The organism is Microbacterium sp. CJ77, assembly GCF_002911615.1.
Lineage (GTDB): Bacteria > Actinomycetota > Actinomycetes > Actinomycetales > Microbacteriaceae > Microbacterium.
On sequence record NZ_PQBR01000007.1, the window covers coordinates 444,296 to 459,222 of the forward strand.

Annotated in this window: 12 protein-coding genes, 1 tRNA gene and 1 other RNA gene; 2 read left to right on the top strand and 12 right to left on the bottom strand. The window is 68.0% G+C overall.

Translation table 11 applies throughout. The annotated features are described in order from the left end of the window. Nucleotides 1-73: 73 nt before the first annotated feature. The 5 genes from C2868_RS07980 to C2868_RS08000 form a co-directional block, all read right to left on the bottom strand. Complete coding sequence (locus tag C2868_RS07980) at nt 74-1,396, bottom strand: tyrosine-type recombinase/integrase (RefSeq protein WP_100810624.1); 1,323 nt, start codon at nt 1,394-1,396, stop codon at nt 74-76. Next, nucleotides 1,396-1,620: an AlpA family transcriptional regulator gene (locus tag C2868_RS07985; RefSeq protein ID WP_100810623.1), complete on the bottom strand. Its 225-nt coding sequence runs from the start codon at nt 1,618-1,620 to the stop codon at nt 1,396-1,398. Before C2868_RS07985 ends, C2868_RS07980 begins: the two co-directional genes overlap by 1 nt. 332 nt (nt 1,621-1,952) lie before the next feature. Beyond that, nucleotides 1,953-4,952 carry a bifunctional [glutamine synthetase] adenylyltransferase/[glutamine synthetase]-adenylyl-L-tyrosine phosphorylase gene (locus C2868_RS07990; protein WP_100810622.1) on the bottom strand — a complete coding sequence of 1,000 codons (3,000 nt, stop codon included), beginning with the start codon at nt 4,950-4,952 and terminating at the stop codon, nt 1,953-1,955. Between the two features lie 17 nt (nt 4,953-4,969). After that, nucleotides 4,970-6,307 carry a type I glutamate--ammonia ligase gene (glnA, locus tag C2868_RS07995; protein ID WP_100810621.1) on the bottom strand — a complete coding sequence of 446 codons (1,338 nt, stop codon included), beginning with the start codon at nt 6,305-6,307 and terminating at the stop codon, nt 4,970-4,972. A 32-nt stretch (nt 6,308-6,339) separates the two neighbouring features. Continuing rightward, nucleotides 6,340-6,564, bottom strand: a complete 225-nt coding sequence (locus C2868_RS08000) for a hypothetical protein (RefSeq protein WP_100810620.1) — start codon at nt 6,562-6,564, stop codon at nt 6,340-6,342. 114 nt (nt 6,565-6,678) lie between these two features. Between C2868_RS08000 and ppgK the strand changes: the two genes are divergently transcribed. Beyond that, nucleotides 6,679-7,434, top strand: coding sequence for a polyphosphate--glucose phosphotransferase (gene ppgK / locus C2868_RS08005; RefSeq protein ID WP_100811304.1), 756 nt, complete (start codon nt 6,679-6,681; stop codon nt 7,432-7,434). A 168-nt stretch (nt 7,435-7,602) separates the two neighbouring features. Here the strand turns inward: ppgK and rnpB are convergent. The 7 genes from rnpB to C2868_RS08040 form a co-directional block, all read right to left on the bottom strand. Continuing rightward, an RNA gene (rnpB, locus tag C2868_RS08010) (RNase P RNA component class A) lies at nt 7,603-7,964 on the bottom strand. A 70-nt stretch (nt 7,965-8,034) separates the two neighbouring features. Beyond that, entirely contained in the window at nt 8,035-8,505 is a 471-nt protein-coding gene (locus tag C2868_RS08015) for a reverse transcriptase-like protein (RefSeq protein WP_103663118.1), read from the bottom strand. A 10-nt stretch (nt 8,506-8,515) separates the two neighbouring features. Further along, the gene (locus C2868_RS08020; protein ID WP_100810618.1) at nt 8,516-9,247 is read right to left on the bottom strand and encodes a zinc ribbon domain-containing protein; all 732 of its coding nucleotides are present in this window, start codon (nt 9,245-9,247) and stop codon (nt 8,516-8,518) included. A gap of 231 nt (nt 9,248-9,478) precedes the next feature. Continuing rightward, nucleotides 9,479-10,357, bottom strand: a complete 879-nt coding sequence (locus tag C2868_RS08025; protein WP_100810617.1) for an ABC transporter permease — start codon at nt 10,355-10,357, stop codon at nt 9,479-9,481. Further along, nucleotides 10,357-11,298, bottom strand: a complete 942-nt coding sequence (locus C2868_RS08030) for an ABC transporter ATP-binding protein (RefSeq protein WP_100810616.1) — start codon at nt 11,296-11,298, stop codon at nt 10,357-10,359. Before C2868_RS08030 ends, C2868_RS08025 begins: the two co-directional genes overlap by 1 nt. Nucleotides 11,299-11,444: 146 nt before the next feature. Continuing rightward, nucleotides 11,445-11,517 (bottom strand) — tRNA-Val (locus tag C2868_RS08035). A gap of 56 nt (nt 11,518-11,573) precedes the next feature. After that, nucleotides 11,574-12,035, bottom strand: coding sequence for a peroxiredoxin (locus C2868_RS08040; protein ID WP_100810615.1), 462 nt, complete (start codon nt 12,033-12,035; stop codon nt 11,574-11,576). Between the two features lie 164 nt (nt 12,036-12,199). Here C2868_RS08040 and aceE point away from each other — a divergent pair, with 164 nt between their 5' ends. After that, on the top strand, nt 12,200-14,926 hold the full coding sequence (gene aceE / locus C2868_RS08045; protein WP_100810614.1) for a pyruvate dehydrogenase (acetyl-transferring), homodimeric type: 2,727 nt from the start codon (nt 12,200-12,202) through the stop codon (nt 14,924-14,926). The last annotated feature ends 1 nt before the right edge of the window (nt 14,927 follow it).

The window sequence follows — 14,927 nt, forward strand, 5'->3', positions numbered from 1 at the left end:
CCATCCTACCTCCACCTGCACACTCTGGACAATACAAGTGTTCATACAGCATCCCCCTCTTGAGCCTTACAGTTCATACGTCGATGCCCGCGAACGCCTCGTCGAGCGCGTCAGCCGCGACCTCGACGATGAGGTCGCGACGCTTCGCGTAGTGCCCTTCCGTGATGTCGGTACTGCTGTGCCCGAGCAGGTCGCGTGCGACCTCGACGCCAGCCGTGCCCGATACCGCCGCAGCGACCGCCTTGCGGAGGCTGCGGAAGGTGAGGTGCTCGGCGTCGACCCCGATAGCGAGCAGTTCCGGCTCGAACTCGCGGCGGAACATCCTGAGCAACTCGCCGACTGCGCTGGGGTCGCGCGGACGGCCGCGCTCGGTCGTGAACAGCACGTCGTCAGGGTTCCGTTCGGGATCGGGAACGTGGCTGGCCACGAGTTCGCTCAGTACCTTCGCCGCGAACTTTGGAACGCGAACCCACCGCTTCTGCCGCTCCGCTTTGGGTGAGTCCTGGCGAAACAGGCCGCGGGACTTGGTGCGAACCATCGTCCCGCCGACCCACACGAGCGCCTCCATCGTGAGGCTTCCATCCGGCTGTTCCACCGCCTCGAACCGCACGTCCTGGAACCGGATCGCAATCGGTTCTGCCGTCCTCTCGGAGGTGCCGAGCGTGATGAGGATGTAGTCGGCGAGCAGCTTGTAGTTGGGCCGTCGGCCCACCGGATACCGCTTCCGGTGCCGCTCGGGCCACACCTCGCGGATGAGGTGGAGGATGTACTTGACCTGCACCGCGTCGAGTTCGAAGTACACCGTGTCCGGCTCGTCCGCTCGCCTGGTCGCACGGATCGGGTTCGCCACGACGACCGCTCCGTACCGTGTGTTCTGGATCGACCCGGCAGCCGCGAAATACCCCTGCTGGATCGCCCAGTCGAACATGAGCGACATCACGTTCCGAACCTTGTTCGCGGTCGTCACCGACTTCTCCCGCGCGATGTCCATAAGCAGCCCATCAGCACGGTCGGCGGTGATGTCGGCGATGGGGATGGCCCCGGCACGCGGGATGACATGCGCGCGCACCATCGAGGCGTAGCCATCGACGGTCTGCTCGCGGCGCTGACGCAGCACCCGCGGATCATCGTCGTGATACGCCGTCTTCAGCCACGCCGTCGCCAGCTCTGCGACAGTCATGAACTGCGTCCGTCGCGCCAGGACTCGACCGACAGCGACATCGGCCGCCTCCTGCAACGCGACCAACGCCTCAGCCTCGGTCGCTCCGCTGCCGCTGGGACGACGCTCATGCCCCTGGCCGTCATAGACCCGCGCCCGCGCGATGACCAGGCCGTTCGGCTCGACGGTATAGGTCACCTTGCCGAGTTCGCCGAGCGCGCGTTTCGGCCGCGCCATCAGTCGCCCGCCCTATCCGTCGGGGCCACGATCCGCCGCGCGATGAACGCCTCGACATCCTCATCGCGGTAGCGGACGTTGTGCGACGAGAGTGCGACGAACGGCAACCCGAGACCTCGGCTGCGCGCACGCTCCGTCCGCCAGTCAGCGAGCGTCCTGATCGGGATGCCCGTGTACTCCGCAAGCTCCTGCGGAGTCCAGAGGCGGGGGCGGTTGTCGCTCATACCAATGAGGTAGGCGGCACCACCCGCAGACCTCCAGCGACCCCCGTAGGACGGCCAAGAATCGAGTAAACGGACGGGTTCTCGGACAGCCGCAGCAGCGACCCCACTCATGCTCACCATTGCACTTCCCTGTGTTTGCAGGGAAGTGTGAGCCTGCGGAACCCCCTCCGGTTCTCAGATCCTCAAGCCGAGCTGTACTTCGGCGTCTGACGTCGAGCACGAACGCAGAGAGGGCCCCGGGATCATCCCGGGGCCCTCTCCCGTTGTTGTGCCGCCCCACGCGGTCGGTCCGCTCCCCTGGGGAACCATCCCTCGCGAGGGCGGCGGAGAGGTCAGCCGTAGAAGAGCTTCTCGAACACGCGGCGGGCACGACGCGCCGTGCCGAAGTAGTCCTCTTCGACCTGCGTCGCCGAGCGCGGCGGATAGTCCAGGATGCGTCCGATGCCGTCGAGCTGTCGTCGATCCGTCGGCAGCACATCGCTCGTCTGGCCCGACAGCAGGGTGTTCGCCGACCGAAGGCGTGTCGACAGGTGCCAGGACTCCGCCAGTCGTGCCGCGGATGTCTGCGGGATCAAGCCGGCGGCGACGGCCGCATCCAAGGCCCCGAGCGTCGACGTCGTGCGCAGCTCGGGGTGCTCGTGCGCATAACAGAGCTGGGTGAGCTGCACGAGCCACTCGACGTCGCTCAGCGTGCCGGGACCGAGCTTGAGGTGACGGGTCCGATCCACGCCCTTCGGCAGGCGCTCCGTCTCGACGCGCGCCTTGATGCGCTTGATCTCGCGCACACCCTGCGGGTCGGGATGCTCGGGGTACCGCAGCCGGTCCGCGAGCTCCATGAACGCCCCGATGAGCTTGACCGAACCGGCGACGCCCCGTGCGCGCAGGAGCGCCTGCGCCTCCCACGACAGCGACCAGCGCGAGTAGTACTCGGCGTAGGACGTGAGCGAACGCACGAGCGGCCCCGTACGGCCCTCGGGGCGCAGGTCGGCATCGAGGTCCAGCGGGGCTCGGAAGTCCTCCGACACGCGCCGCAACTCGGCAACGATCTTGAGTGACAACTGGTGCGCGCGTTCCGGCTCGACCTGCTCCGGGCGGTAGACGTAGAGCACATCCGCGTCCGATCCGAACCCGAGCTCAGCTCCCCCGAATCGGCCCATCGCGATGATCGCGAAGTCCAGCGAAGCATCCTCGGGCGGCACGACCTCGCGACGCACCGCCCGGAGTGTCGCCTGGAGCGTCACGTCGGTGATCGTGGTCAGGCTCGCCGAGAGTTCTTCGATCGTCAGCACGCCGAGCACCGCGGCCATGGCGGTGCGGAGAAGCTCACGGCGGCGCAGGGCGCGCACGGCACGCATGGCGTCGTCGATCGTCTTGTGACGCGTCTGGATGGCGCGCGCCTCTTCCTGCAGCGCCACGCCCGAGCGGGGTCGCAGCGGCTCGGCATCATCCAGCCAGGCGACGGATTCGGGGATCCACTCCATCAGCTCGCCGACGTAGCGGGATCCCGACAGCACGCGCGTCAACCGCTCGGCCGCGCCCGACGAGTCACGGAGCAGGCGCAGGAACCAGGGAGTATCGCCGAGGCGCTCGCTGACGCGCCGGAACGCGAGGAGTCCGTAGTCCGGGTCGACGCCGTCCGCGAACCAGCGGATCATGACGGGCATCAGGTGCCGCTGGATCGTGGCCTTGCGGCTCAGACCGCTCGTCAGGCTGCCGATCGTCCGCAGCGCCCCGGCCGGGTCGCGGAAGCCGATCGCCGCAAGCCTGTCGTGCGCCTGCGCCGTCGAGAGCACCCGGCCGTCCTCGGGCAGCGCGGCCACCGCCGACAACAGCGGACGATAGAACAGCCGGACATGGATGTCTCGGACCTCGCGCTTGATCTGATCCCAGACCGCACCGACGCCATCCCCCGTGTCGGCAAGCCCCGATGCCCGAGCGAGCGTGCGCAGCCCCTCGGGGGTGCGCGGCATGAGGTGCGTCCGCGCGAGACGCCAGAGCTGCAGCCGGTGCTCGAGCAGACGCAGCACGCGGTAGTCCTGCGCGAAAGCGGAGGCCTCGACGCGACCGATGTACCCACCGGCGACCAGGGCATCGAGCGCCGCGAGTGTCCCCCGCTGCCGGATCGAGTCATCCGTCAGCCCGTGGACGAGTTGCAGAAGCTGCACGGTGAACTCGACGTCCCGGATGCCTCCGGGCCCGAGCTTCAGCTGATAGGGAACGTCTTCGGCGGGAATGTGCTCGGTGACGCGCTCGCGCATGCGCTGCACCGAATCGACGAAGTTCTCGCGCGCGGCGCTCGTCCACACCTTGGGCTGCACGGCCTCCACGTACGCGCGTCCGAGGTCGACGTCGCCGGCGAGCGGACGCGCCTTGAGCAGCGCCTGGAACTCCCAGCTCTTCGCCCAGCGCTCGTAATACGACACGTGCGAATCGAGACTGCGGACCAGCGCACCCTGCTTGCCCTCGGGGCGCAGGTTCGGGTCGACCTCCCACAGCGGCGGCTCGATCTCGGCCTCTTCGATCCCGCGCATGGTCTGGACGGCGAGGCGCGTGGCGATGTCGAGTACGCGGCTCTCGCTCGTGCGTTCGACGAGTTCGTCGCTTCCGCCCCCGACGAAGATCACGTCGACATCGGACACGTAGTTCAGTTCGCGGGCTCCGGCCTTGCCCATACCGATGATGGCGAGGCGCGTCTGCGCGACATCCTCCCGAGGAAACAGCCCCCCGGGACCGGCGGCGGATGCCGAGATACGCGAACGGGCGACGGCCAAGGATGCCTCGAGCGCGGCGGCCGCCGCGTCCGCCAGCGCCGCCGAAACCTCGCGGATCGCGCCCGGAGGGTCCGGTGAGAGCAGGTCGTACACGGCGATCCGCGCAACGAGTCGCCGGTAACAGATGCGCAAGGCGATCCAGCCGTCCGCGCTCTTCTCGGCGAAGCCGTCGACCGCGCCCACGGACGCGAGCATCTCGGCCCGCAGTTCTTCGGTCGAGGCGAGCAGGCCGCGTGGCTCGAGCAGGTCCTCGAGCTCACCCGGATGACGCAGATAGAACGACGCGTATCCCTCGCTCGCACCGAGCAGCGCCCAGACCGCGCGATGCGCGGACGCGCTCGCGAGGACTTCGCGGACGGGAATGGCATTTCGGCGCGCCACCGCGACGAGGCCGCGAACCGCGGCATCCGGATCACCCGCCGAGGATGCTTCGGCGATCCACGAATCGCGCGGCAGCCCCGTCAGCTCTTCGAGCTCGTCAAGACCGCGCTCCGCTGCATCGAGTTCGGTGAAGCCGAGCCGCGCGAGACCCGTGCGCGACTGAAAACGTTCCGGAGACATGGGAGCGGGCGCTCCCGTCAGAGCATCTCGAGATTGCTCTTCAGCTCGAACGGCGTGACCTGCGAGCGGTACTCCTGCCACTCACGGCGCTTGTTCTTCAGCACGTAGGTGAAGACCTGCTCACCGAGGGTTTCGGCGACCAGCTCGCTCTCTTCCATCGCCTGCAGGGCGTGGTCGAGGCTCGCCGGGAGCGGCCTGTATCCGAGTGCACGACGTTCGGCATCGCTCAGCGACCAGACGTTGTCTTCGGCCTCGGGCGGAAGCTCGTATTCCTCTTCGATGCCCTTGAGTCCCGCCGCGAGCATGAGCGCGTACGCGAGGTACGGGTTCGCCGCCGAGTCGAGCGCGCGGTACTCGACGCGCGACGACTGGCTCTTGTTGGGCTTATAGAGCGGAACACGCACGAGGGCGGAGCGGTTGTTGTGACCCCACGTGATGAAGCTGGGGGCCTCGTCACCGCCCCACAGGCGCTTGTACGAGTTGACGAACTGGTTCGTGACGGCGGCGATCTCGTTGGAGTGACGCAGGAGCCCGGCGATGAACTGCCGGCCGACCTTCGACAACTGGTACTCGGCGCCCTCTTCGTAGAAGGCGTTCTGATCGCCTTCGAAGAGCGACATGTGCGTGTGCATCCCGCTACCGGGCTGACCGCTGAGCGGCTTCGGCATGAAGGTCGCGTAGACGCCCTGCTCGATCGCGACCTCTTTGATCACGGTGCGGAACGTCATGATGTTGTCGGCCGTCGCGAGGGCATCGGCGTAGCGCAGGTCGATCTCGTTCTGGCCGGGTCCACCCTCGTGATGGCTGAACTCGACCGAGATTCCCAGGTCTTCGAGCATCCGGACCGAGCGGCGACGGAAGTCGTGCGCCGTACCACCGGGGACATTGTCGAAGTAGCCGGCGGAGTCGACGGGCTCGGGGCCCTCGGGGCCGTACGCCGACGACTTGAGCAGGTAGAACTCGATCTCGGGGTGCGTGTAGAACGTGAAGCCGCGATCCGCTGCGCGCGCGAGCGTGCGCTTGAGGACGTGACGCGGGTCGGCCACGGCGGGCTGTCCGTCGGGCGTCGTGATGTCGCAGAACATGCGGGCGGTCGGATCGACTTCGCCCCGCCACGGCAGGATCTGGAACGTCGCCGGGTCCGGGTGAGCGAGAAGGTCCGACTCGAAGCTCCGCGTCAGGCCCTCGATCGCCGAACCGTCGAAGCCGAGGCCCTCGGCGAAGGCACCCTCCACCTCGGCCGGAGCGATCGCGACGGACTTGAGAGTCCCGATCACATCGGTGAACCAGAGGCGGACGAACTTGACGCCCCGCTCTTCGATCGTCCGCAAGACGAAATCACGCTGCTTGTCCATGGTTCCCTCCGCAGCTCCGCTGCTTGCCCAGCCTACTGGGGCTCTTCGCCGGCGCCGGACGCGGAAGCGCCCCACGAGGCATCACGGGCGTCGTCTTCGGCCCAGGCCCGCGCGCGATCCTTGATGATCTGCGGCGCGTTGGCCGCTTCTTCCGCGGTGTCGAACGGGCCGGCGCGATCGATCGCGGGCGACTCGAACCCCTTCTCGACCTGACCTGTCGTCAGGTTGTACCAGTACTTCTGTTCGCTCTCGGACACCGGTTCTCCCTCGATCTGCGTTCCGTGTCGATCCTACTGACCGCGGGGCTGCGGACGTGCCGCATCGCCCTCCGCGAGCCGGAACGGCGCATCGCTCTCGCTAAGCTGAGCGACATGGCAAAAAGCGTTGACCGTGCTGTCGGTGTCGACATCGGGGGGACCGGCATCAAGGCCGGCATCGTCGATCTGAAGCGCGGAGAGTTGCTGAGCGACCGCATCCGCGTCGACACCCCGAAGGGTGCGGCGCCCGACGACGTCCTCGGCGCGGTTCGCGAAGTGCTCGAGCGGCTCGGGGGCGTCGACCAGACGGTTCCGCTCGGTGTCGCCTTTCCCGCGATCGTCAAGCGCGGACGTACGCTCTCGGCCGCGAACGTCTCGGAGAAGTGGCTCGACTTCGAGGCCGAGAAGTTCTTCGAGGACGGTCTCGGACGGGACATCCAGTTCGTCAATGACGCGGATGCCGCGGGTGTCGCCGAGGTCCGGTACGGCGCCGCGAAGGGCCACGACGGCCTCACGATCCTCACCACGCTGGGCACGGGCATCGGCTCGGCACTCATCTACAACGGCACTCTGATCCCCAACTCCGAGCTCGGCCACCTCTGGTACCACGACGAGTCGATCGAGAAGTACGCGGCGTACTCGGCGATGGAGCGCGAAGACCTGACGTGGGAAGACTGGACCAAGCGCCTGCAGCTCTTCTACGACCACGTCGAGTTCTTGTTCTCGCCCGACCTGTTCGTCGTCGGTGGTGGCGTGTCGAAGCATCCGGACCGCTTCCTGCCCTTGCTGAAGCTGCGCACCCCGATCCTGCCGGCCGTGCACCGCAACAGCTCGGGAATCATCGGCGCGGCGGCCCTCGCGGGCGACTGACCTTCCGGGCGCGTTCGGCTCGTGCGCAGATGCACGGATGCCGATGCCGCCGGTTGGCGCCGAATCCGCCGGTTGCTCGCGGTGGAGAAGCGGCGCCCTCGGGGACAACCGGCGGTCTCGGCGGCAAGCACGCGCTCTCGGAGGCGGGCCGGGGCGGTGATCGAGGGGCGAGTGGGCCGGCCTGTACGCCGGGTTCTGTCCGGGGGCGTGAGCCCCGTGGACGGTCATCTCTCTCGACGACACGTTGCCGTGCCGTTCTAGCGGTCTACCCGAGGACTCGGCGGGCCGCGTCAACATCCTCTGTCTGACCTTGCTCCGGGCGAGGTTTACCGAGCAGATCGCGTCACCGCGGTCCCTGGTGGTCTCTTACACCACCGTTTCACCCTTACCGGGGTCTCCCCCGGCGGTCTGTTTTCTGTGGCACTGTCTCGCGGATCACTCCGGGTGGGTGTTACCCACCGCCCTGCCCTGTGGAGCCCGGACGTTCCTCGGTACGGGCGAACCCGTAACGCGACCGTCCAGCCGACCCACTCGCGCCGCAAGTCTAGCCGCCGATGCCTCACCCACCCGCGCCGGACGGCCGGACGGGCGCCGGATGGATCACGCCACCAGGTCGCGGCGAAAACTCTCGCGACGATCCATGGATGCGTTGGCCGCGGCATCCGCTCTCGCGTTCTGCGCTCGGGGGATCCACTCGAAGCTCACGTGGCGCCCGGCGATCAGTTCGCGCGCCTCAAGCGCCAGGACCTGCATGTCGGGATGTTTGATCTTCCAGCGTCCCGTCATCTGCTCGACCACGAGCTTGGAGTCGAGACGCACGCGAACGGATGCCGGATTCCGTTCGAATGCGGCCCGCAAACCCTCGATCATGCCGCGGTACTCGGCCACGTTGTTCGTCGCGACGCCCACGTAGACCCCGATCTCGGCGAGCACCGCGCCCGTCGAAGCATCCAGCACGACCGCTCCCCCGGCGGCGATGCCGGGGTTTCCCCGCGCACCTCCGTCGGCCTCGACGATCAGGTCGGGTGCGGACGGCGGTGCGATCGGGTCATCCCAGAGCGCACCACTCATCGCACGGCGCTCACAGGCCCGATTCGCTCGTGCGCACCAGGATGCACCCGCACTCGGGGCAGTTCACGATCTCGTCGTCGGCCACGCCGCGGATGACCTGCAGGTCGGTGCCCGAGAGCACCATATGGCAGCCACCGCAGGTGCATGCACGCAGCAGACCGGCCCCGGCGCTGCGTGTCGTCAGTCGCTCGTACAGGGCGAAGAGCTCGGGTGGGACGGTCCCGATGATGGCCGCGCGGTCACGCGTCAGCCGCTCGGCACGGGCGGTCTCGTCGGCGACGACCGCCTTGGCTTCGTTCGAGAGTCGCGTGCCCTCTTCGTTCGTCGCGGCGACGAGGCGCTCCTGCTCGGTGACGGATGCCTCGGCCTGCTCGAGCTTCTCCATCAGCTCGAGCTCGGCATCCTCGAGGTCGCCCTGGCGTCGCGCGAGCGAGGCGAGCTCGTGCTCGAGCCCCGCGGCGTCCTTCGGATTCGAAACCTTCTGCAACAGCTCTTCGTCGCGCTTGCGGCGCGCCTCGACGACCTTCACGTCGGACTCGACGCGAGAGATCTCGAGCTGCAGGTCGTCGCGCACGCCCTGGCGTCGCGACAACTCGTGCGAGAGCGCTTGGCGCGCGGTGAGGAGTTCCTTCACACGCGCGGCTTGCGGGGGGTTCTGGCGCAGGGCTTTGGACGCGCTCAGCTGCGCGTCGAGCTCGGCGATCTCCAGCAATCGACGCTGGTCTGTCGGGCTCGCATTCACTCGTCCAGCCTATCCCGGCGGGCGCCTCGCCCCGACGGGTGGTCGTTTTCGCCTCGGCCACCGCGCGCATCGCGCGTGCCGTCCGCACGACCCGAAGACCGACACACGGAACAGGATGTGCGACGCGCGGCGCGTCGCACATTCGATCGTGCGGACGGCCCAGAGCGCCACACAGCATGACCGACCGCAGCACCGGCAATCCACGGCCGATCAACAACCGAGGGCACCGTCTCAGACGATGCGGGCCCGGATCCGCGCCGACGCGAGGGCGAAGAACACCACGACCATCGCGGCGAGGATCGCGACGACGTACCCCGTGGGCACGGTCCAGTCACCGACGACCAGGTCGATCCCGTAGAACTCGCGCAGGAACTCCTCCGCCTCGGGCTGCCCTCCCGTGAGGGTCGCGAGCGTGCCCGCCGTGAGCTCCTGCCTGAGGAGCATCGCCGACTGTGCGAAGGGCAGGGCGTTCACGACGACCCGCACGCCCTCCGGCAGCACCCCGACCGGGAGGTAGGCACCGGCTATGAAGCCGAGGATCGTGCCGACGATGGTAGACAGCGCCGCGAATGACGCGACCGTGGAGATGAACGACGCGATGAACGCCGAGAGCGCCGTGAACGCGGCGGCCGACAGGGCGATGTAGGCCAGCACGAGCAGGAGGGAGGGCAGGGGCAGGGTCACGCCGCTCACGAAGAACATGTACGCGAGACTGGCGACGAGCACCACCAGGGTCATCACGAGCGAGATGATCAGCGCCGCCAGGAGGTAGCCGAGCACGAGCTGCCCGCGACGGATGGGCGACACCAGGAAGTCGCGGAATCGGCCGGACGCACCGTCCTCCACGAGCACGCCCAGCGCACCGAGACCCGTCGTGATCGACGTGATGCCGACGATCCCCGCGAACATCCAGGTGTCGACGAACGCCTTCAGTTCGGCGCTGGTGGCATTGGGGAACGACGTCTCGAGCGAGGCGCTCTGCAGGTTGCCGAGAAACAGCGTGTACAGCGCGAAGAGGATGATCGCGGCCAGGAGCGAGAAGAAGACGTTCATGCGATCGCGGAAGAACAGCCGCAGGTTGCGGGCCACGATCCCGAGCACGACGCCCATCAGGTCTCCGTCCGTTCGTTCGCGGTGAGGGCGAGAAAGACGTCGTCCATGCTGCCGTGCCGGAACTCGAAGTCGAGCACGTCGTCGCCGTGCGCGGCGAGCAGGCTCCGCGCCGCGTCCGCGCTCTCGACAGCGATCGTCACGACAGCCCCGTCGCCGTCGGCGGTCAGTCCTCTCGCCGCGACGAGGGTCGCGAGCGCGGCGGGATCCCGTGTCGTGATCGTGAGGATGCTTCGGCTGTGCCGCGCGCGCAGCTCGGCGGGGCTCCCCTCCGCGATGATGCGGCCGCGGTCGATGATGCAGACGCGCCCCGCCTCCTCGGTCTCCTCCATGTAGTGGGTCGTCAGAAACACCGTGAGGCCGCCCGCGTTCGTCAGCGTGTGGATCGTCGACCAGACCGTCGCGCGACTCGCCGGGTCCAGGCCCGCGGTGGGTTCGTCCAGGAACAGGATGCTCGGCCCCGGGAGCAGTGCGCGGGCGATGTCGACGCGCCGCTTCTGTCCGCCGGAGAGCTTCCCGTAACGACGATCGACGAAGTCGCCCAGCTGGATGAGCTCGGTCAGCTCTTCGATGCGGGACGCCACGGCCGTGCGATCCGCCGTGTAGAACCGCCCGCGCATGCGGAGGTTCTCGCGCACCGTCAGCGCCTCGTCGAGCAACGACTCCTGGAAGACGACCCCGATGCGACGACGCACGTCCTCGCCTTCGCGACGGACGTCGTGGCCCGCGACCCGGACGCTGCCCGCATCGAAGGGCAGCGCGGTGGTGACGCATCCGATCGTCGTGGACTTGCCCGCGCCGTTCGTCCCGACGAACGCGAAGACCCCGCCGACGGCCACCTCGAACGAGATGTCGTCGACCGCGACGACGTCCTTGTAACGCTTCGTGAGCCCCGCGACCTCGATCGCGGGCGACGTCGTGCGCGCGGTGTCAGAGGGCATACCCCCATCCTGGCGGGCGCGGACCTCCGGCACCAGCGGTCATGTCCGAAGGCGGTATCGATCTGGGCGATGTCCTTCGAGGCACGGCCGCCAGCAGGCGAAGATGCTCGCGCCGATCAGTCGCGGCGTGAACATCGGACGCGGTGTGGGCCCTGCCGGGATCGAACCGACGACATCCACGGTGTAAACGTGGCGCTCTACCAGCTGAGCTAAAGGCCCTTGGGGCCAGTCTAGAAGATCGAGCCCGAACGAGCCCGACCGAGCCCGAACGACGCTCACGCGAACGCGGCCAAGGCCTCGCGATAGGCCGACAGCGGCCGCGGGCTCGTCGGGTCGTTCACGACCGACCAGCGGACGACGCCCTCCGTGTCGATCAAGAAGCTCGCGCGCGTCGCGACCCCCCGGTCGGCCAGGAACACCTCGTAGGCCCGCGCGACCTCGCCGTGCGGCCAGAAGTCGGACACCAGGTCGAACCCGTAACCCTGCTGCTCGGCCCAGGCCCGCAACGCGTGGTGACTGTCGACCGAGATGCCGACGACGCGCACCAAAGCATCCTCGAAGACCGCGATGTTGTCGCGGATCTCGCACAGCTCGCCCTGGCACCGTCCCGAGAACGCGAGGGGGAAGAAGACGAGCACGACGGGCGAGTCCCGCCAGACATCGCTGAGCGTGAGCGGCTCGCCCGCCTGCGTCAGGAGCGTGAAGTCCGGGGCCTGGTCACCGATCTCGAGGGTCATGCCGACATCCTGCCATCGCCGCGCACCGGCTCAGTCCGGACGGGCGCGGAATGCCCGGAACTGACTAGGCTGAGAGAGGTGTGCGTTCCCGCCCGGCCCACAAGCCGAGACGCCGCTGCCAAGACTCCCCCGGCACGATCTGCCGGCACGAAGAGAGGTCACGTGTGACTGTTCACGACCAGGATCCCTACTCGCAGAACGCCGCTGACAGCGATCCAGAAGAGACTTCCGAGTGGCAGGAATCCCTGCAACAGCTCGTCGACGCGAAGGGCCACGGCCGCGGACGCGAGGTGATGCTCAGCCTTCTGAAGAAGTCGCACGAGCTGCACCTGGGCGTCCCCATGGTGCCGACGACGGACTACATCAACACCATCGCGCCCGAGAACGAGCCCGAGTTCCCCGGTGACGAAGAGATCGAGCGCCGCTACCGCGCCTGGATCCGCTGGAACGCCGCGGTCACCGTGCACCGCGCGCAGCGCCCGGGCATCGGCGTCGGCGGGCACATCTCGACATACGCGTCGTCGGCCGCCCTGTACGAGGTGGGGTTCAACCACTTCTTCCGCGGCCACGACCACCCCTCCGGTGGCGACCAGATCTTCATCCAGGGCCACGCCTCGCCCGGCACCTACGCCCGCGCCTTCCTCGAGGGTCGCCTGACCGAGGCCCAGCTCGACGGCTTCCGCCAGGAGAAGTCCGCCGCGCCCAACGGCATCCCGTCGTACCCGCACCCGCGCCTGATGCCCGAGTTCTGGCAGTTCCCGACCGTGTCGATGGGTCTCGGCCCGATCAACGCGATCTACCAGGCGATGACGAACAAGTACCTGACCAACCGCGGCATCAAGGATGTCTCGGATGGCCACGTCTGGGCGTTCCTCGGCGACGGCGAGATGGACGAGGTCGAGAGCCGCGGCCAGCTCCAGGTCGCGGCGAACGAGGGCCTCGACAACCTGACCTTCATCGTCAACGCCAACCTCCAGCGCCTCGATGGTCCGGTGCGCGGCAACGGCAAGATCATCCAGGAGCTCGAGAGCTTCTTCCGCGGCGCCGGCTGGAACGTCATCAAGGTCGTCTGGGGACGCGAGTGGGACGAGCTGCTCTCGCGCGACACGGATGGCGCGCTCCTGAACCTGATGAACGTCACCCCCGACGGCGACTACCAGACCTACAAGACCGAGAACGGCGCCTACGTGCGCGAGAACTTCTTCGGCCGTGACGAGCGCGCGCTCGCGCTGGTCAAGGACTACAGCGACGACCAGATCTGGAACCTCAAGCGCGGCGGCCACGACTACCGCAAGGTGTACGCCGCGTTCAAGGCCGCCGTCGAGCACAAGGGTCAGCCGACCGTGATCATCGCGAAGACGATCAAGGGCTACGGTCTCGGACCGCACTTCGAGGGCCGCAACGCGACGCATCAGATGAAGAAGATGACGCTCGAGGACCTCAAGCACTTCCGCGACGCCATGCACATCCCGATCACGGACGGCCAACTCGAAGAGAATCCCTACCTGCCCCCGTACTACAACCCGGGCGAGAAGGACGAGACGATCCAGTACCTGCTCGAGCGCCGCCGCAACCTCGGCGGCTTCCTGCCCGAGCGTCGCACGACCCACGTCGGCCTGACGCTGCCGGACGACTCCGCCTACGCGATGCCCAAGAAGGGTTCGGGCACGCAAGAGGTCGCCACGACGATGGCGTTCGTGCGCCTGCTGAAGGACCTGCTGCGCGCGAAGGACTTCGGTCACCGCATCGTCCCGATCATCCCCGACGAGGCCCGCACGTTCGGCATGGACGCGTTCTTCCCGACCGCGAAGATCTACAACCCGAACGGCCAGCACTACACGTCGGTCGACCGCGAGCTGCTCCTGGCGTACAAGGAGAGCCCGCAAGGGCAGATCATCCACGTCGGCATCAACGAGGCGGGTGCCGTCGCGGCGTTCACAGGCGTCGGCACGTCGTACTCCACGCACGGCGAGCCACTCATTCCGGTCTACGTCTTCTACTCGATGTTCGGCTTCCAGCGCACGGGCGACGCCCAGTGGGCCGCGGGCGACCAGATGGCGCGCGGATTCGTCATCGGCGCGACAGCCGGCCGCACGACGCTGACGGGTGAGGGCCTGCAGCACGCCGACGGCCACTCGCACCTGCTCGCCTCGACGAACCCCGCGACGGTGTCGTACGACCCCGCCTACGGCTACGAGATTGCGCACATCGTGCGCTCGGGCATCGAGCGCATGTACGGCGGCCAGCACCCCGACCCGAACGTCATGTACTACCTGACGGTCTACAACGAGCCGATCGTGCAGCCCGCCGAGCCCGAGGGTGTCGACGTCGACGGCATCGTCCGAGGCATCCACCGCATCTCGACCGGTGAGGGCGACGGCGCGCGCGCCCAGCTTCTCGCCTCGGGCGTGGGTGTGCCGTGGGCCATCGAGGCGCAGCAGCTGCTCCGCGACGACTGGGGCGTGGCAGCGGATGTCTGGTCCGTCACGTCGTGGACAGAGTTGCGCCGCGACGGCCTGGCCGCCGACGAGCACAACTTCCTGCACCCCGACGAAGAGCCGAAGACGGCGTACATCACCGAGAAGCTGGCCGGCGCGCCCGGTCCGGTCGTCGCGGTGAGCGACTTCATGCACGCCGTGCAAGACCAGATCCGTCCGTGGGTGCAGCACGACTTCTACACCCTCGGTGCGGATGGCTTCGGATTCTCGGACACGCGTGCCGCCGCTCGCCGGTTCTTCAAGATCGACGGTCCGTCCATCGTCGTGCGGGCGCTCCAGGCGCTCGCGCAGCAGGGCGCGGTCGACCGGTCGCTCGTCGCCCAGGCGATCGAGAAGTACCGTCTGTTCGACGTGACCGCGGGAACGAGCGGGAACGCCGGCGGCGAAAGCTGAG

Excerpts from the sequence above, each read along its gene's own strand:
- C2868_RS08030 (WP_100810616.1), bottom strand. The coding sequence starts at position 11,298 with ATGCCCTCTGACACCGCGCGCACGACGTCGCCCGCGATCGAGGTCGCG.
- C2868_RS07980 (WP_100810624.1), bottom strand. The coding sequence starts at position 1,396 with ATGGCGCGGCCGAAACGCGCGCTCGGCGAACTCGGCAAGGTGACCTAT.
- C2868_RS07985 (WP_100810623.1), bottom strand. The coding sequence starts at position 1,620 with ATGAGCGACAACCGCCCCCGCCTCTGGACTCCGCAGGAGCTTGCGGAG.
- C2868_RS08040 (WP_100810615.1), bottom strand. The coding sequence starts at position 12,035 with ATGACCCTCGAGATCGGTGACCAGGCCCCGGACTTCACGCTCCTGACG.
- C2868_RS07990 (WP_100810622.1), bottom strand. The coding sequence starts at position 4,952 with ATGTCTCCGGAACGTTTTCAGTCGCGCACGGGTCTCGCGCGGCTCGGC.
- ppgK (WP_100811304.1), top strand. The coding sequence starts at position 6,679 with ATGGCAAAAAGCGTTGACCGTGCTGTCGGTGTCGACATCGGGGGGACC.
- C2868_RS08025 (WP_100810617.1), bottom strand. The coding sequence starts at position 10,357 with ATGGGCGTCGTGCTCGGGATCGTGGCCCGCAACCTGCGGCTGTTCTTC.
- glnA (WP_100810621.1), bottom strand. The coding sequence starts at position 6,307 with ATGGACAAGCAGCGTGATTTCGTCTTGCGGACGATCGAAGAGCGGGGC.
- C2868_RS08015 (WP_103663118.1), bottom strand. The coding sequence starts at position 8,505 with ATGAGTGGTGCGCTCTGGGATGACCCGATCGCACCGCCGTCCGCACCC.